Genomic DNA, 18,392 nt, shown 5'->3' on the forward strand with positions numbered 1-18,392 from the left:
TCCGCTGGCGACAGTGCCACACGCTGCGGCCTTCAGCGGGTGCTGGCATGGACCGTCTTCTAGCCCTATAACCCCGTCCCTTCCAGTTCTGCCGTGAGAAATGCGACAGACGGGGGCTGCGGGTTACGCCCCTGTCACCGCAATGCGTCCTCCAGCAGATCCTCAAGAGACATGCCCTCTCCCTGACTGCTCAACAGCACGTCGAGAAATCCATCAATCGCCAGAACAGCCAGTCCATGAACCTTCGCCCACAGGGCCGCACGCGTTCCGGCCTGGGTACGCTGCGGCTGCGGGCTTTCGAGACTGTCGATCAACTGAGTCAGCATCCCCGATGTCCGCGCCCGGGCCGCAGCCAGTGCGGGTTCGTCCCTGTCGATCACGTCAGTACGGAACATCAGCGTGAACAGGCCGGGATTGAGAATGGCGAACCGCACATAAACCAGCCCCGCAGCATGCGCCCCCTGCTCCAGAACGGGCTCCAGAGCCGCAGCCAGTTCCTCATAACCCACCGTCGCAAGCGCACTCAGTAACCCCATCAGGTTCCCGAAATGCGGCGTCGCAGCCGCAGAAGATACGCCTGCATGACGCGTGATGGCTCGCAGGCCGAGCGCCGAAATCCCCTGCTCCTCAAGAAGCATCCGCGCAGAGGACAGAAGCGCCGCCCGCAGGTCCCCGTGATGATACGTTTTCTTCGCTTTCTGCACTGTCATGCCCTGCCCTCTCCCCGGTTACCCAACCCATCACCGTCCTTGACAACTCTGCCGCAAATGAATCTTATCATTGATAAGATTTCACCCGTAAAGCGGTTAAGCAGAGACTACTTCAGAAAGGATGCACCATGACCTTCCGTCATTCTTCCCTTGCCATTGCAGGCCTGACCGCAGCGCTGTGCGTGGCCACTCCCGCATTCAGTGCTCCTGCGGACACTCAGCCTCATCCCGGCAGCATCACGTCTGTCGAACTCCTGAATCCGACCTTCAGCCTGCCTGATGCCGGGCGTGCCCTGAAGATTACGTATCTATCCACGAATGGCGTCACGGATAAGGGTCTGATCCCCGTCACTGCGGAAGTCATCCTGCCCGCCGGTACGCCACCGGCCGGTGGCTGGCCCATCGTCGCCTGGGCCCACGGAACCGTGGGCGTTGCCGATCACTGCGCCCCCTCGAACAATCCCTGGACCGACCGTAACCGCCGTTATCTGTCGGAATGGATGAAGCGTGGCTTTGCCGTGGTGGGGACCGATTATCAGGGTCTGGGTACGCCTGGAACGCACGCCTATCTCAACACACGTGTCGAGGCTTATAGTTTGCTGGATGCCGTACGGGCCGCGCTCGGCAATATTCCGGGGCTTCAGAACAAGATCATGATCGTCGGGCAGTCACAGGGTGGTGGCGCGGCCTTCGCTTCGGCGGCGTTTTCGTCGACCTATGCGCCGGAACTCGGCATCCGGGGAACGGTCGCTACAGGCGCGCCTTACATCACGCCGGAACTCATGCAGCAGATGATCGCAGCCCCCGCATCCGGTCATACCGAAGCCGCCTATAATCCCGTGATGGTCTACACGCTGTATCTTGCCCGCGGACAGGCCGGATACGACCCCAATTTCCGACCGGAAGACGCCTTCACGCCCAAAGCCATGTCCGCCTATCAGGAAGCAGCCAATCTCTGTGTCTATGAGCTGACGGACAAGGTGAAACAGGACGGCCTCAACTTCGGCAATTCTCTGAAGCCTAGTTATTCCAAGGCACTGGCGCCTGCATTGGCCGCCATGACATACCCGACGCTCAAACTCTCGCAGCCACTGTTCATGGGCACCGGCGAACTGGACCGCGACGTTCCACCTGCCCTTCAGCACGGTCTGGTCAAGGCGGCCTGTGCCGCCGGAACAACCGTTCAGGCGCATGTCTACAAGGGCCTGAACCATGATCAGACGGTCAATGCCTCCCTTGCGGACTCCGCAGCTTTCACGAAAGCTGTCATGAACGGGCAGCCTGTCACACCGGAATGTAACCCCACCCCGGAATAATACCCGGATGGGCGGAAGAACTCCGTTTAAGACCGTTTTTCAGATTTCCCGTATGGCCGATCTTCCATACGGGTTTTCATCGCTGACCGTGGCCCCGGGCTGACGCTTCCGCCGCGTTCCAGCTTCACGCAAGGAAGGCGCATTTTCGGATTTCAATGTCGTGTTTGGCTTCCGATCCCCCTGCGCAATTTTCCGGGACCACAGCCGGCATGGAATTCTCAAAACGATCGTGAAACATAGCTTCAGGCTCGGAGGCTCTGCGGGCAGCAGATCTGGCTTCGCCATTTGCATCACCTTTTGCAAAAGGATGACAAAAAGGATTTCATTCCTCCCACGAACAGTTCAGAAACCTATCTTCCACAGCAAGGACCTCCAATGCGCCTGCGCCAGATCGAAGTTTTCTATGCGATTATGACTGCGGGTTCGCTCCGACGCGCTGCCGAACTGCTTCATGTCTCGCAGCCGGCAGCAAGCAAGGTTCTGCGCTATGCCGAGCAGTCACTGGGATTTGCACTGTTTGAGCGCGCTGGAGGACGACTGGTGCCGACCCGCGAGGCCCGCATCATGCTGCCACACGTCAACGCGATCTTCGAGAAACTGTCTGACCTCAAACGTCTGACCGACAATCTGCGTTACGCACGCGACGGACATTCGATCAGTATCGGATGCGTACCAAGTCTGGGGCTGAGCCTCGTCCCCCGTGTCGTGCAACGCTACCGCGCGGATCATCCAGGCATGGAACTGACAATCGATGCCATGCACGGACCCGAAATCGTGTCACGCATCATGAATCATGATCTCGACCTCGGAATTGTGTTCGGCGACTACACATGTGACGGACTGACGGCCCTGCACATCGCCGATATTCCGCTGATGATGATTGATGCGGAAGAAGGAGAAGGGCCGGTCAGTGTCACTGAAATCAACCCTGAACGCTATATCGGGCTCAGTGAGAACGATCCTACGGCCCGCATGCTTGATATGGTGATGGAAGAAGCCCGCATTCCCATCAAGGCGCATGTGCGGGTGCGGACCCATTTCATGGCAGCCGAACTCGTGCGCCTCGGTGGCGGGTGTGCCATCGTGGATGCTGTGACAGCCCTGCATCATCCGGGCCTGCCTCGCCCACGTCCTCTTTCTCCGCCCCTGAGCGTGACCTGTACGGTCCTGTTCCGGGCCGATCATGCCTTGTCCCAGATCTCCCAGAGCATCCTTACCCTGCTGCGCAGCGAACTGGACGTGGACCTGCTCAGCCTGAAAAAATAATGGCCGGGGCTTAGTCCAAGGTTAAGGGCAGCCTGCATCTTGAAACAGGACAGGCGGAACGTTTCGTGCTCTGACTCAGTCTTCCTTGCGGTCTTCCCCTGATCCGGGGCCGGAAATTCGTATTCAGAGCCGTCCATGATCCAGTTTCCCAGACAGTCCCTTATGCTCGCCCTTCCGGCAGCGATCTTTCTTTCCACATCATACACCGCCCATGCCGCAACGCTTCCGTCAGGGCTGAGCGAGCAGGACATCAGCACGACGGTGGAACATGCACGCTCGGCCTTCAACGTACCGGGCATTGCGGTGGCGGTGGTGCAGGACGGCGAGGTCGTATTCAGTCGTGGCTATGGACGACGCACGCAGGACAGTGCGAGCGCCCCGGTTGACGGCCGCACGCTGTTTGCAATCGGCTCCAACACCAAGGAATTCACCACCACAGCGCTGGCGCAACTGGTCGATCAGGGCAAACTGGGCTGGAACGATCGCGTCATCGACCACATGCCGGAATTCCGCGTGGCCGATCCGTCCATCACGCGGGACTTCCGTGTCTCGGATCTGCTGACGCATCACAGCGGCATGGGACAGGGAGCCGGGGATCTGATGCTGTTTTCACACAGCACGTTCACCCGTCCGGAGGTCCTGGCCGGTCTGCCGTTCATGCCGTTCACCGCGCCCTTCCGCAGCGAATACGCCTATAACAATCTTCTGTATGTCGTCGCAGGCGCGCTGGTCGAACGCATAACAGGGCAGAGCTGGGAAGACGTGGTGCAGAAGCGCCTGATCAATACCGCGGATCTGCCAGCCTGCCAGAGCACACCGCCGGTCAAAGGCCAGACGAACGTGGCTACCGGTGAAGGCGAAAGCAGTGTTCTGCCTGACAAAAGCGCCCTCCGCCTGCCAGCAGTCGCACCCGCCGGTAGTATCTGGTGCAGCGCCGATGGCATGGCGCGCTGGGTCCAGACCTATCTCAATGGCGGCCGCGCCCCGAACGGCCGACAGATCTTCAGTCAGGCCAGCCGCGATGCGCTCTGGGGGCCGCACGGACTGCTGCCTCTGCCCGATACGGCGGATGCCACAAAAACGCATTTCCGCGCTTATGGATACGGCTGGTTCATGGAAGATTTCTTTGGCCTGAAGCGTGTCTGGCATACCGGCACCATCGGCGGCATGGTCAGCTATGTGACCTTCCTGCCCGAACGCCGCTCAGGCATTGTCATTCTGACCAACCACGATGACCATGCTGCCACATACGCCATCGCAACAACGCTCAGCTCCTATGTCGCAACCGGGAAAAGTGCGGACTGGGTCACACATTTTCTGAACGAAAAGACCGCCAGACAGGCCGCAAATGCAAAAAAGGCTGCCGAAAGCGGTCCCGGCTCCCCCGCACATCCCTTCATCACGCTCTCACACGATGCACAACAGGACTATGTCGGGACCTATCGCGATGCCTGGCGCGGCCCGATCACGATCAGCCGGCGCGGGTCAGAGCTGCGGATGTCTTTCAGCCATGCCGATGGCCTGACCGGAACGCTCTCCGCCCTGCCGCATGATCTGTTCATTGTCCGCTGGGATAACCGGGGGCAGGATGGCGAAGACGACTCTTATGTGCAGTTCAAACGTGATGTCTCGGGTCAGGTCACGGGCATCAAAATGCAGGTGATCGGCTCCGATTTCAGCTTTGACGCGCAGGATCTGAATCCGAAGAAGGTCAGCTCTTCTGGGTCTGAACGAACCAAAACTCCCTGATTCAGTACTGAGCGTGATCGGACGGAATGGACGACAGGCATTTCTGCGCCCTGCATGTCGTTTTGACAGAAAAACTGCGTGTTAACCGCAGGTTATGGGAAGATGGCCTCTTTGCATTAGGCCGATCCGTTTGGGAAATGTAGGTTTTGTTTCCGATACCGGTGCAGGAGAACGCAGTTTTTCCTGCACCCAGCCTCTGGACGCTCGGGACTCTTATGGCCGGCAAACGGACCATCACCATCATCGGCGGAGGCGTCATTGGTCTGACATCCGCCTGTGCCCTCATTCGGGACGGACATGACGTCACCCTGATCGAACGCCGCGACGACGTTGGACGGGAAGCGAGCTTCGCCAATGGCGGCCAGCTCAGCTACCGCTATGTCAGCCCGCTGGCCGATGCCGGTATCGCGCAGGACGCCCTGGGCTGGCTGTTCCGCCCGAACTCTCCGATCTCGCTGCGCCTGAAAGCCGATCCGCATCAGTGGCGCTGGCTGCTGGCCTTCCTGTTCGCCTGCAACCGGCAGACAAACCGCCGCAATGCCACAGTCCTGCTCGATCTAGCGCTCAGCGGACAGACCGAGCTTCAGAAATATCGCGAGGAGGGTTTAGGCGACTTCCTGTGGCGCCGACCGGGAAAGCTCGTCCTGTACCGTAATGCCGCCACCTTCCGCAAAGCCGCGAAATCGGTCAGTGATCCGGAACGTCAGCGCGCACTTTCCCCTTCCGAATGCACAGACGTCGAACCGGCCTTCGCAGGCCTGCGGGAACAGATCGCAGGCGGTATCTTCTCGCCCGAAGATGAAGTCGGGGACTGCTTCCTGTTCTGCAAGGCCCTGCGCGAAACCCTCGCCGCTTCACCGAACTTCCGTCTCATACAGGGCGACGCCACGCTCACAACAGGCCCGAAAAACCGCTGCGACGTCCAGCTGGATGGCAAGCCGTTCGAAACCGATCTCGTCGTTCTCGCAGCCGGGATCGGCTCCCGGAAACTGGCACGCCCGCTCGGGCTCAACCTGCCGCTCTATGGCCTGAAAGGCTACAGCCTGACCACGCGGCCGCGTCCCGGCCTCGTACCCTCGGTCAGCGTGACGGATTACGATAACCGCGTGGTCTATGCCGGGCTGGGCGACCGCCTGCGGGTCGCCGCAATGGTCGATATCGGTTCGGAAAACACCCATCTGAACCCCAAACGCCTCGGAGAACTGCGCGCCCTCGTGTCGGAGACGCTTCCCGGCGCCCTGGGTCGGGGTGACGATACGCCCTGGGCCGGACTACGGCCTGCCACCCCGACCGGCGTTCCGATCATCGCCCGCACCCGGTATGACAATCTTCTGCTCAATGTGGGGCATGGTGCCCTTGGCTTCACACTCTCGGTCGGCTCGGGCCTGAGACTGAAAGAGATCGTGGCCGGGTTCGACACCCGCGCCGTCAGCTGAGAAAGGAACAGGTTTCTATGCAGGCCACCCGCCGCACGGTTCTTCTTGGCGGCGTCGCCGCCATCCTGTCCATGCCGGGACGCAGCGCACGCGCCGCCTCCCCTCTTCAGAGCCTGCCGGGCCTGAGCCAGCCGGTTGAAGTTCTCGAAGACCGCTGGGGCGTCCCCCATGTCCGCGCGCAGACCATCCCCGACGCCTTTTTTGCCGACGGCTATCTGGTCGCACGCGACAGGTTGTGGGAACTGGATTTCGGCCATCGTCAGTCTCTGGGCCGACTGGCGGAAGTATTCGGCCCGGCCTTCGTCCCGTCCGACACGGCCAACCGGCTGGTGCTGTTCCGCGGCGACGCCGAACGCGAACTCGCAGCCCTCCCCTCCCTGACACAGGATTGCGCACGCGCCTATGTCGCCGGGATCAACGCACGCATCGCCGAAGTCACCGCCACGCCTTCGCTCCTGCCGCCGGAGTTCGGCATTTTCGCCACCACGCCGCTGCATTGGGACGTGCTGGACCTGATCCGCATCCGCGCCGAAGTCACAGGCAACACCCAGACCGAAATCCGTCGCGCCCGACTGGCAGCACGCGGGGCGCTCGCCTATGACGCGCTCATCACACCGCTGGAACCCGTCCATGAGCTGCGCGTCCCGGAAGGGCTGGACACCACCGCCATCAGCGAAGACGACCTCGGGCTGTTCGGCGTGCTTCAGGCTCCCCTGCCCCGGCACGACCTGCATGCGGCCGTCGATGACGAGACGCGGCGACGGAATGAGGGCAGCAATTCATGGGTCATCGCCCCCTCCCGTACTGCCACTGGCCGCCCCATTCTGGCCAATGACCCGCATCTGTCCTTCGGCGTACCGGGTCCGCGTCACGTCATCCATCTGACAGCCCCGGGGCTGGATGTGATCGGCGGCGGCGGTGCTGGCATGCCCGGCGTCATGCAGGGCCATAACGCAACGATCGCCTTCGGCCGGACCAATTTCCACATCGATCAGGAAGACCTGTTCATCCTGCGCACTGACCCCGCCGATCCGCTGCGCTATGCCCATCAGGGCGGCTGGAAACGCATGGAACATGTCGAGACACGGATCGCAGTCCATGGCGAGGCCGAGCGGGTGGTGAACCTGTTCTACTCGGTCCAAGGCCCGGTCGTCTCACGTGATCCAACCCGCAACCGCGCCACTGCGGTCTCGGCCACCTGGCTCGCCCCCGGCGCCAATGGACTGCTGGCCAATATCGGGATCAATCTGGCGCATGACTGGAACAGCTTCCGCGAAGCCCTGCGCGTCCATACGAGCCCGACCAACTTCACCTATGCCGATACCAGCGGCAATATTGGCTGGCAGGCCGCCGGTGGCCTGCCGCGTCGCGCTCCGGAATATGACGGGCTCATGCCCGCACCGGGAGACGGGCGATATGACTGGCTGGGTCTTCAGCCCCTCGAAGCCCTCCCCAGCAGCTTCAACCCCGCACGCGGCTGGTTCGGAACCTCCAACGAAATGAACCTGCCCCCCGGCTATCCGGTCGAGGAACGGCGGGTCAGTTTCGAATGGCGTGACGGCTTCCGCCACGAACGCGTGGCCCAGATGCTGGACGCAACACCGCGTGCAACCCTCGCGGACAGCGTAGCCCTGCAACACGACACATTCTCCGTGCTGGCCCTGCAGATGGTCCGGCTCCTGCCAGACGTCCCGCCCGATCTCGCCGCCGAAGCCGCATTGCTCAAAGCGTGGAACGGCCACGTCGATGCCAGCAGTGCGGCGGCCGCGCTGTATGAAGTCTGGTGGACCCGCCTCGAACGCGCCCTGCACGCGCTCATCATCCCGTCCGCCCTGCACGACCTGCTTCCGGGGCCGGTCAACGCCACGGTTCAGCTTGCCCTGTTCCAGTCCCCCGATAGCCGCTTTGGCGCAGATCCCGTGGGCGCACGGAACAGGATGCTCGTCGAACAGTTCCGGGAAGCCGTTCAGGAACTGCGGGAACGGCTCGGCCCCCTCCCCGCCGCCTGGCGATGGGGCGCGCTCCACACCATCACGCTGCGTCACCCGCTCGCTATCGTCCCGGCCATCGCGGCGGCTTTCCCCACGATCGGCGGCCCCTCGGCCCAGAGCGGCGGCGACCCCTATACCGTCATGGCCCGCTGGTACAGTCCCCAGAAAGGCGGCGCGAATGCCTATGCCACCACCGGAGGGGCCAGCTATCTGATGGTGTGCGATGTGGGCAACTGGGACCGCTCGCTCTATCTCAACTTCCCCGGTCAGTCAGCCGATCCGAAATCGCCGCATTACGCCGATTTCCTGCCCGTCTGGCTGCGCGGCGCCATGCAGCCGCTGTCATTCAGCACCCAGAGCGTCGATGCAGCCGCCGTCCGCCGCATGACGCTCCGCCCGGAGGCTCAACCATGACCGTCCGGGGCCTCACACTCGTCGCCCTCGCCGTCCTGTCTTCAGCCGCACAGGCCCAGACGCCCACCGAGACCACCCACGCGCTGGATCGCGTCCTGACGCAGGGCGAAGTCCGCCCTCTGGCCGCCATCGCTGCAGTCCGTCTGCGGCACGGTCGCGTCGCTTACAGCTATTACGGCGGATTTGCCCGGCAGAGCCCGGATGGAGCCGTCCCCGTCGGTCCGCAGACGCTTTTCCGTATCGCCTCGATCTCGAAAGTCGTCACGACCATCGGGCTGATGGAGCTGGTCGAAGAGGGCAAAATCAACCTCGATCACGATGCCTCCGACTATCTGGGCTTCCGGCTCCGGAACCCGGATTTCCCGCAGACCCCCATCACCGTACGGATGCTGCTCAACCACACCTCCAGCATCCGTGACGCCGACGGCTACACGCTTCCACCGGACCAAAGGATCAGCGAGTTCTTCGACGCCATCCGCAAACCCGGTGACCCCGGCTATCACTTCGCGCATGGTGACGGACATGCACCGGGCACATGGTTCGAGTACTGCAACCTCTGCTACGGCCTCGTGGGCACGATCATGGAACGTGCCAGCGGCGAACGCTTCGACCACTACCAGCAGACGCATGTGCTGGATCCGCTCGGGATCGACGGCGGCTATAACCGTATGGTCCTCGCCCACCCCGACCGTCTGGCCACGCTCTACAGCCACCAGCCCAGAGGATGGGAGGCAGAAACGGACACCCAGCCCCTCACCCCGAGCTGGAACGCCGCATCCCTCGCCAGCTACACGCCAGGCACGAACGGTACGCTGTTCTCCCCGCAGGGTGGCTTGCGCATTTCCATGGAAGGGCTGACCCGTCTCGCCCGCTTCATGCTCGGCCACGGCACGCTGGACGGCAGAACGCTGCTTTCGCAACACAGCATCGACCTGATGCAGACCCCCACCTGGCAGTATGACGGCAGGAACGGCGACTGCCCCTACCCGATCGCCAGCTACGGCCTGAGCATGGCGCGCCTGACCGGAGCACGGGATTCTTCGGGGCACGAAACCCGGCCCTATAAAGGATATTCCGGCGATCTGGCCGGTCATCTCGGAGATGCGTATTCGCTGCATTCAGGCTTCTGGTACGACCCCGCAACCGGCGACGGCTTCCTGTTTGCCGCAAACGGCTTCCCCGATGCCGGGCAGGAACAACCGGGCGCCTATTCCTCATTCACCCGCATCGAGGAAGAAATCTTCACCGCCCTCGCCGAAGCCGGGACATCAGCCCCATGACCATCCGACTGTCCCTTCTCGCCGCTTCAGCCCTGCTCGCAGCCACCTGTTCCGGCACAAACGCAGCCTCCACGCAGGACACAACCCAACTGGGCGCCCTGCTGGCCATGCCCTATGCCAACGGCCTGACAGGAGCCTCCAAAACAGCCCGTCTGGCCTGGGTGGAACGTCGGGATGGCGTCCGCAACATCCTGATTTCCAACGGAGGCGCGGCTCCTCGCAAGGTCACCGCCTATACGCAGGATGACGGAACCGATCTGTGGGGCCTCGCCCTCAGCCCGGACGGGCGAACACTGGCCTTCGTCGAAGGCGGCGATGCTGAATACCCCAACGACCACGCCCCCAACGCCGGCAACGCAGCCGTCCCAGGCAGAGAAACCGTCCGCGTCATCCTGCCCGATGGCCGAACCGTCACTGCCGGGGAAGGACACAGCCCGGTCTTTTCCCCGGACGGACGCCTGCTGGCCTTCATGCGGGGTGGCGCGCTTCTGGTCGGACAGCCGGGTCAGACGCCGCATGTCGTCATGACCACGCCGGGCGAGATCACCGCCCTGCACTGGTCCCCGGACAGCACCCGCCTTGCGCTCGAAATCGACCGCGGCTCCCACAGTCTGATCGCGCTCTGGAGCGCCCGAAACAGCAGCGTCGCTCCCGTGTTCCTGCCCGCCGCACTGGGACACGATCAGGAAGCAACCTTCTCGCCGGACGGCCGCTCCATAGCCTTCGTCCGTGCCTATCAACCGTTGCTGACGGCCGAACGCGGCAAGGGGCATTTCTGGTCCCTCCACGTCTATGACACCGCATCCAGCGCGGAACATACGCTCTGGACCGCACCGGAAGGTGCCGGAAATCAATTCTGGGCACCGGAAGGCATGGACCTGACATGGACCCGCAACGAACAGCTTCTTTTTCCGTGGGAAGGCAGTGGCTGGCTCCGGCTCTGCGCCCTGCCTGTCGCTACCCCTGCGTCAACACCACGCTGCCTGACACCGGATGGCGCCGAAATCGCGTCCTATCGGCTGTCAGCGGACGAAACCCACCTGCTCTACACCGCCAATATTGGTGATAGGGATCACTGGCGCGCCTGGTCCCAGCCCCTCGATAACAGCCAGCCAGTTGCCCTCAGCGACCCAAACGAACAGGTCATGGACCTCACAATGGCGGGCCCGGCCCTCGCCATGATGGCTACGGGTAAAGAGCTGCCCGCCCATCCGGTCGTCCTTCAGGACCACACCCGCCACCTTCCTGTGACGCCCACCATCCCGGCCGGCTTCACATTCACAACCCCTCAGATCGTGCATCTCCGCAGCGATGATGGCCGCGACATCCACGGACAACTGTTTCTGCCGCCCGCCGGAACATACGGCCCGCATCCGGCGCTGGTCTTCGTCCATGGCGGTCCGCACCGGCAGATGCTCCCGGCCTTCAATGCGATGGGCTATTATTCCAATGCCTACGCCATGAACCAGTTTCTGGCATCGCACGGATATGTCGTGCTGGCCGTCAATTACCGCAGTGGCACCGGCTATGGCGCGGACTTCCGGACCGCCCCCGGCATCGGCCGGGCTGGCGCCAGCGAATACAAGGACGTCCACGCAGCCGGACTGTTCCTGCGCAGCCGCTCCGACGTAGCTCCGGGCAGGATCGGCATCTGGGGCGGAAGCTGGGGTGGCTATCTTACGGCCCTGGCCTTGGCCCGCAACAGCAACCTGTTCGTGGCCGGAGCGGACTTCCACGGCGTCCATGACATGACGGAACCAGATCATTCCGGCCTGTCCCCCGAAGAAAAGCAGCGGGAAAAGGGCAGCGAATGGCGTTCCTCCCCAATCGCCGACATCGCCCACTGGCGCTCACCGGTCCTGCTGATCCATGGGGATGATGACTTCAACGTCGAATTCGAACAATCCGTCCTGCTGGCCCGCATGCTCGTGGCGCGGAATATTCCGTTTGAGGATCATGTCTTCCCCGGCGAACGCCACGCTTTCCTGCGCACGCAGGACTGGCTGAACGCCTATCTGTGGACGCTGCATTTCTTTGACACAAAGCTTCAGGCTCAACAGCCTCGCTGATCTCTTTTCAACCCCTGAATCGTCAGGGAACGACGCAGACATAACTTCAGGTTATATGGCGCGCGCAGTTTCAAAATCGACGACGGCATGACAGATATGCAACATTAGTTCGATATCGCAACATCACCGCCCATCGGCGCTTATCGAGGGAATCAGGGTATGACGGTCAGACTGCCCCTAAAGTCTTATTTCCTGTCCTTTGCAGCCCTGTCGTCGGGCGCAACATTCCTCATGCCGCAGCAGGCTTACGCCGCAGCAACAGTGGCCAAGCCTGCCGATACCAAGCATTCATCTGCGCAGTCTTCCAAACCTGCTGCAAGTCATAAAAAGACACAGACGCAGACAGAATCCAACCGGGAAGTCATCACCGTTACGGGCAGTCATATTGCAAACTCCCATATCAAATCCCCGACCCCCATCAGTTCCCTGAACCAGCAGGAAATCCTGAATCAGGCGCCCAGCAACAACATTGCCGACCTGATCAATCAGATGCCGCAGTTCGCGGGAAGCCAGACACCCCAGAACTCGGCATATTCCCTGAGCGATGGCACAGCCGGCATCAACGCGCTCAACCTTCGCAACCTTGGCGCCGTCCGTTCGCTCGTGCTGATGGATGGCCGACGGATTACGCCCTCTGCCATCACCGGCATCGTCGACATCAACACGATCCCCCAGCAGTTGATCAAACGCGTGGACGTGGTGACGGGCGGTGCTTCCGCGCAGTACGGTTCCGATGCCGTTGCGGGTGTCACGAACTTCGTGCTCGACAAGACCTATACGGGCCTGAAGGTCACGGCGGATTCCGGCATCTCGGATTATGGGGACGGAGAGAACGAACATGCCGCCATCGCCGGTGGCTTCGGCTTTGCCCACGGAAAAGGCCACGTCCTGCTCAGCGGCGACATTGCCCATCAGGACGGCATTTTCCATGTCTCCCGAAGCTGGAACGTGAACGGCGACCGTATTGTCAACAATCCTGACTATGTCGCCGGAAATGGTCAGCCTTACTATCTCCGTGTCAGCGATGCCGGCACCAACAACGTCATGCCTGGCGGCATCATCAACGCGTCCACGGGCGGTGTAACCAACTCCCTGCGCGGAATCTATTTTGGTCCCGGCGGAAGCGTGAACCATTACAATTACGGCTCCCTCTCGACCTCCAGTGTGTCTGTGGGGGGGGATCAGAACCTGGCCAACAACAACAAGGACATCGGCCTGGAGCCCCAGAGCGACCGCAAAAATCTCTTCGGACGTCTGAGCTACGACGTCGCCCCCTGGATGACCCTCTATGCGGAAGGCGCCTACAACGATAGCGAATACGTTTACAACTCCGGTCCCCAGTATCTCAGCTCGATTTCGCTGAAGGGAACAAACCCCTATCTCGTGGACGCTCTGGGCGCCGATGCCCTGCAGGACATCTCGTCCGTCACGGTCGGCACGACCGCGCTCGACATGCCTTACCGCCGGACCGACAACCGCCGCAACGTCCAGCGTTATACGTTTGGCGGCGAAGGCAATTTCCAGATGTTCGGAAAACGGGCATCATGGAGCGCTTACGCCCAGTATGGGGTCACCCATACGCATGAGCAGATCTATAACGTCATGAACACGGCAAAGATCGCCAACGCGACCGACGCCGTGCGCAATTCAGCCGGACAGATTGTCTGCCGCTCATCCCTGACGGATCCCGGGAATGGCTGTTCCCCCATCGACTGGCTGGGAACGGGCGTCATGTCCTCTTCGGCCATCGATTACGTCCTTGATTCGCCGTGGCGGAACCAGCGTTTTCAGGAAATCGTCTCGGGCGTGAACCTCTCCACGATCCCGTTTGCAACCTGGGCAGGCGATGTGAACGTCGCCGTGGGTGGCGAATACCGTGACGAACGCGCCTCGGGATATGTCCCGACCGAATACCAGTCGGGCTGGTCCGTCGGCAATTACCGGCCGACATTCGGCCATTATAACGTCAAGGAAGCCTATCTCGAGACCGCGGTCCCGCTAGCCAAAGGCCTGTCCTTCAACGGCGCCGTCCGCGGAACGGACTACTCGACCTCCGGTTATGTCACCACCTGGAAAATCGGTGGGACCTGGCAGCCCATCAGAGATGTCCTGTTCCGTGCCACCCAGTCGCATGACATCCGCGCACCCAACATCAACGAACTCTACAATGCCGGAACGTCACAGACGACAACCGTGCTCGATCCGGTCACGGGCAAGACGGACACCGTCCTCGCCACAACGACGGGCAATACGAAACTTCGCCCTGAAACGGCCAATACGACAGTCGTCGGCGCCGTCATCACACCGCGCTATGTGTCCGGTCTGGCCGTCTCGGTCGACTGGTTCCACACCAAGATCAAGAACGCGATCGAACAGTTCTATCCGCAGTCCATCATCAATGAATGTTACTCGGGATACACCACGTTCTGCTCGGCCATACGCGCCGATCCGACAGGGACGCGTGATCTTCTGATCAGCGCCTCTCCCTTCAACTTTGCCAAACTCGAAACCAGCGGCATCGACATTGACGCCTCATACAGCTTCCCGCTCAGCCGCTTTCTGCGCGATGCCGACGGGACATTTACGATCCATGGGCAGGCCACGAACTACCTGAAATATATCTCTGATTCCGGCATGGGCTATACGGTCGATACGTCGGGAGACATCGCCTCTGGGCCGCCGCGCTGGATCTACCGTTTCTCGGCCACGTACAGGACGTCAAAATACAGCCTCACGGCCATCGCCCGGGGTATCAGCGCGGGAAATTACTCCAACAGCTACATCCAGTGCTCGGGAACATGCCCGGCCTATAACGCCAACTATCCCACGATCAACAATGATCACGTGACGGGCATTTTCTACTTCGACATGAACGCAACCTATAATCTGCCCGTCGAAAAAATCGGTAAAATGCAGCTCTTCCTGACTGTCACCAACCTCGCAAACACTTCCCCGATCCTGCTGCCGGAAGGGGGACTTGAGGCCGACGAAACCTATAGCAGCCTGCTCGGCCGGTCCTATCGCGGCGGCATCCGCATGGAGTTCTGATCCGAACCCTCACTTGACCTACCCACGAGGCTGCCTGTTCACCCGATACAGGCAGTCTCGTGTCTTTTCAGCCCCTCACAATCTCCACTCAGACAGGGCCTTCATGCGTCAGCTTTCCAACCATGCTCCGGGATTTTCATCCCGGCTCTCCCGAAAGCTTCTCCCGTACGCAGCCGCCGGACTTCCCATCGCCCTGAGTGCCTGCGCTGTCCAGAACTCCCCGCCCCCGCTAGGCCCGCATGCGCTGGCGGAACGCCTTTCTCCCATCCTGCAGACCTCGCAGGACCAGGGCATGCGCTGGGGGATCGTCATTGCCACTCAGGACGGCAAAGTCCTGTTCTCCCGCAACCCCAGCGGACGCTTCATCCCGGCCTCGAACACCAAACTGTTCACAACAGCCGCCGCAATGGCAGAGCTTGCAGAACTGGACCACGAAGCAGCCGAACACCCCACGACACTCCTGCTCGCACCCCGCCGTCATGGAACACCGGATCTCATCCTGCGCGGCTCGGGCGATGCCGTCCTGTCCGATAATGCGGCCTGCCAGACCGACTGCCTGAAAACACTGGCGGATGCCGTCGCCGCCAAGGGACTCAGACGCATTCATGCCATCATCGCAGATGACCAGCTTTTCGCGGACGAACGCTGGGGTGATGGTTGGAGCTGGAACAACCTGCCAACCCAATGGGGAACCGCCGTCTCCGCCCTGACGCTGAACGACAACACCGCCGAACTGACCGTCCAGCCCGGAATATATCCCGGTGACCAACCTTTGCCCAAATGGTCCGCACCCGACGAAGGACTGATGCTGGTCAATCAGGCCCTGACAGTCCCGGACGGCAAACCCGAACTGGGCCTTGAAAAGAAGCCCGGCGACACCCGCGTCGTCCTGACAGGAACACTTCCGATAGGCGCGCCCGTCCAGACACTGAAAATCGGGATCGACGATCCGGCCCTCTCAGCCGCCCGACACTTCAGGTCCCTGCTGCGCGAAGCAGGGATCCGGGTCCAGACCATACAGGTCAGACACCGCCTGACGAAAACCGCTGTCGACACTCCTGGGGCAGACGCCCGCATCCTCGCCACCCTCCCCGCCCCGGATCTGAAAGACGACATCCGCCATCTGCTGAAAGTCAGCCAGAATCTCCATGCCGAACTCCTTCTGCGCCGTCTGGCCCTTGTCCATGGCAACGGTTCTGTCGAGGACGGCATCGCCGAACGCAAACAGGTTCTGACCACTTTGGGCCTGCCCGCTGCAGGCTTCTCGCTCTATGACGGCTCGGGAATGTCTCCCTACAACCGCGTGACACCCCAGACCATCATCCAGCTTCTGCGCCTCTCCAACAACCAACCTTGGGGCGCAGACTGGCGGGACGATCTCCCTCTCGCGACCCGCGACGGAACGCTCGCGCACCGCTTCATAGGCACGTCCGTTGCGGACCACCTGCACGCGAAAACAGGCACCCTCGCAGCCACCCATTCCCTGTCCGGCTACCTTCAGACCACACGCGGCCAGACCCTCCTGATCGCCATCTTCGCAAACGACATCCCGGACGATCTGCCTCATCCGACCAAAATCATGGATGATCTGGTCACTGCCGTCGCCGAAGCCGAATAGCCAAATCCCGGAAGCCCGCACGACATGCCTCACCGTCCTTCCGCGACACCCGCCCGAAAAACGTCCATTAGCCGCCGTACCTTCATGGGTCTGTGCGCAGGAACCGCCGTATCCTCATGGGCCACCGCTTCGGGAATGCCCGCGGGATGCCCTTCCCCGGTCAAAGTCCGAACCGGCTATGACGCTCTCGAAGCCGATGGCTATCAGGCGCTCAAAGGCCGGAAACTGGGCCTGATCGCCAACCCCACAAGCGTGGACCGACAGCTGCGCCATATCGCAGACCGGCTGCACGCCGCCCCCGGCGTAAACCTCAAAGCCATTTTCGGCCCTGAACACGGCTTCCGCGGATCAGCGCAGGCGGGCCATTCCGAAGCCAGAAGTATCGATCCCCGCACGGGTATCCCCGTTTACGACATGTACACGCTCTCCGGTCCGAAGCTGGATGCGCTCCTGAAATCAGCAGACATCGATCTTCTCGTCTTCGACATTCAGGATATCGGCGCCCGGTTCTATACCTATATCTGGTCCATGTTTGACGCCCTCGCCGCCTGCGCGCGCTGCGGCATCGCGTTCATGGTGCTGGACAGACCCAACCCCATCACGGGCCTGCACGCCAGCGGCCCCACCCTCGACCCAGCCTTTTCATCCTTCGTAGGCAGGGTCCCGCTCCTCCTGCGACACGGTATGACCGTGGGCGAACTAGCCCGGCTGTTCAACAGCCACTTTGTGCCGCAGCAGGCAGGACGCCCTGCCCGACTGAGTGTCATTCCCATGACCGGCTGGCACCGGGATCTCTATCAGGATGAAACCGATCTCGTCTGGGTACCTCCCAGCCCCAACATGCCCGACGTGACGACAGCCATCGCCTATCCGGGAACCTGCCTGTTCGAAGGCACGACCCTCTCGGTCGGGCGCGGCACAGCCTCCCCCTTCCTGACACTCGGCGCCCCCGGTCTTGATGCAACCCGCTGGGTGGGAGAGCTGAATAACGCTGACCTGCCAGGTTGCCTGTTCAGGGAAGACTGGTTCACTCCAGGGTTTGAAGTCGCAAAAGACCAGCTCTGCCACGGGCTCCAGCTTGCCATCACCGACCGGAAATCCTTCGATCCCCTGCTAACGGGCGTGACGATGCTTCAGACCGTGCTGAAAATATCAGAGAGCCCGATATGGAGAAAATCCGGCTCAACCTTCGACATTCTGGCGGGCAGCAACACTCTCCGCAGACAGCTTTCACAGGGCATGTCGGCACCCGATATCCTGACCAGCTGGAAACCGGATGAAGCCGAGTTCAATCAGCAACGCCGCTCCTTCCTGCTGTACTAACGCTGCAGGTTCTATCTTTCAGGCTTGGAACTTATCACCAGAACATAAGATTTACTGTGAGACAGAGGTCCGAGAAAAACGGTGGGGCATCTGTGCTCCCATCAGCGAGAAGAAATCACTCATTTGCTCTTCTCGCAGAACCTGAATCAACGTCATGCTCCCAAAATCAATA

The 18,392-nt window shown here is 61.5% G+C and carries 11 protein-coding genes; 10 read left to right on the top strand and 1 reads right to left on the bottom strand.

Features of this window, described 5'->3' with window-relative positions; translation table 11 throughout:
- Positions 1–134: 134 nt before the first annotated feature.
- Entirely contained in the window at positions 135–710 is a 576-nt protein-coding gene (locus GLS_RS02595) for a TetR/AcrR family transcriptional regulator (protein WP_041110972.1), read from the bottom strand.
- Positions 711–838: 128 nt separating this feature from the next.
- Between GLS_RS02595 and GLS_RS02600 the strand changes: the two genes are divergently transcribed.
- From GLS_RS02600 to GLS_RS02645, 10 genes are all read left to right on the top strand, one after another.
- On the top strand, positions 839–2,026 hold the full coding sequence (locus GLS_RS02600) for a lipase family protein (RefSeq protein WP_041110973.1): 1,188 nt from the start codon (positions 839–841) through the stop codon (positions 2,024–2,026).
- Between the two features lie 375 nt (positions 2,027–2,401).
- A complete protein-coding gene (locus tag GLS_RS02605) occupies positions 2,402–3,292 on the top strand; it encodes a LysR family transcriptional regulator (protein ID WP_041110974.1) in 891 nt (296 codons plus the stop codon).
- 135 nt (positions 3,293–3,427) lie between these two features.
- On the top strand, positions 3,428–5,041 hold the full coding sequence (locus tag GLS_RS02610) for a serine hydrolase (RefSeq protein ID WP_041110976.1): 1,614 nt from the start codon (positions 3,428–3,430) through the stop codon (positions 5,039–5,041).
- Positions 5,042–5,256: 215 nt separating this feature from the next.
- Positions 5,257–6,477: an FAD-dependent oxidoreductase gene (locus tag GLS_RS02615; protein WP_041110978.1), complete on the top strand. Its 1,221-nt coding sequence runs from the start codon at positions 5,257–5,259 to the stop codon at positions 6,475–6,477.
- 17 nt (positions 6,478–6,494) lie between these two features.
- A complete protein-coding gene (locus GLS_RS02620; RefSeq protein ID WP_226986612.1) occupies positions 6,495–8,882 on the top strand; it encodes a penicillin acylase family protein in 2,388 nt (795 codons plus the stop codon).
- Complete coding sequence (locus GLS_RS02625) at positions 8,879–10,162, top strand: serine hydrolase domain-containing protein (protein WP_041110980.1); 1,284 nt, start codon at positions 8,879–8,881, stop codon at positions 10,160–10,162. The genes GLS_RS02620 and GLS_RS02625 overlap by 4 nt, the downstream gene beginning before the upstream one ends.
- Entirely contained in the window at positions 10,159–12,231 is a 2,073-nt protein-coding gene (locus GLS_RS02630) for a S9 family peptidase (RefSeq protein ID WP_041110981.1), read from the top strand. The genes GLS_RS02625 and GLS_RS02630 overlap by 4 nt, the downstream gene beginning before the upstream one ends.
- Before the next feature lie 159 nt (positions 12,232–12,390).
- Positions 12,391–15,279, top strand: a complete 2,889-nt coding sequence (locus tag GLS_RS02635) for a TonB-dependent receptor plug domain-containing protein (protein WP_226986613.1) — start codon at positions 12,391–12,393, stop codon at positions 15,277–15,279.
- Between the two features lie 103 nt (positions 15,280–15,382).
- Positions 15,383–16,897 carry a D-alanyl-D-alanine carboxypeptidase/D-alanyl-D-alanine endopeptidase gene (gene dacB / locus GLS_RS02640; protein ID WP_052327426.1) on the top strand — a complete coding sequence of 505 codons (1,515 nt, stop codon included), beginning with the start codon at positions 15,383–15,385 and terminating at the stop codon, positions 16,895–16,897.
- Between the two features lie 24 nt (positions 16,898–16,921).
- Entirely contained in the window at positions 16,922–18,220 is a 1,299-nt protein-coding gene (locus GLS_RS02645) for an exo-beta-N-acetylmuramidase NamZ family protein (RefSeq protein WP_148295878.1), read from the top strand.
- Positions 18,221–18,392: the final 172 nt, after the last annotated feature.

The organism is Gluconobacter oxydans DSM 3504, from assembly GCF_000583855.1.
GTDB lineage: Bacteria > Pseudomonadota > Alphaproteobacteria > Acetobacterales > Acetobacteraceae > Gluconobacter > Gluconobacter oxydans.

Coding starts and splice junctions, on each gene's coding strand:
- GLS_RS02595 (WP_041110972.1), bottom strand. CDS start 710: ATGACAGTGCAGAAAGCGAAGAAAACGTATCATCACGGGGACCTGCGG.
- GLS_RS02600 (WP_041110973.1), top strand. CDS start 839: ATGACCTTCCGTCATTCTTCCCTTGCCATTGCAGGCCTGACCGCAGCG.
- GLS_RS02605 (WP_041110974.1), top strand. CDS start 2,402: ATGCGCCTGCGCCAGATCGAAGTTTTCTATGCGATTATGACTGCGGGT.
- GLS_RS02610 (WP_041110976.1), top strand. CDS start 3,428: ATGATCCAGTTTCCCAGACAGTCCCTTATGCTCGCCCTTCCGGCAGCG.
- GLS_RS02615 (WP_041110978.1), top strand. CDS start 5,257: ATGGCCGGCAAACGGACCATCACCATCATCGGCGGAGGCGTCATTGGT.
- GLS_RS02620 (WP_226986612.1), top strand. CDS start 6,495: ATGCAGGCCACCCGCCGCACGGTTCTTCTTGGCGGCGTCGCCGCCATC.
- GLS_RS02625 (WP_041110980.1), top strand. CDS start 8,879: ATGACCGTCCGGGGCCTCACACTCGTCGCCCTCGCCGTCCTGTCTTCA.
- GLS_RS02630 (WP_041110981.1), top strand. CDS start 10,159: ATGACCATCCGACTGTCCCTTCTCGCCGCTTCAGCCCTGCTCGCAGCC.
- GLS_RS02635 (WP_226986613.1), top strand. CDS start 12,391: ATGACGGTCAGACTGCCCCTAAAGTCTTATTTCCTGTCCTTTGCAGCC.
- dacB (WP_052327426.1), top strand. CDS start 15,383: ATGCGTCAGCTTTCCAACCATGCTCCGGGATTTTCATCCCGGCTCTCC.
- GLS_RS02645 (WP_148295878.1), top strand. CDS start 16,922: ATGCCTCACCGTCCTTCCGCGACACCCGCCCGAAAAACGTCCATTAGC.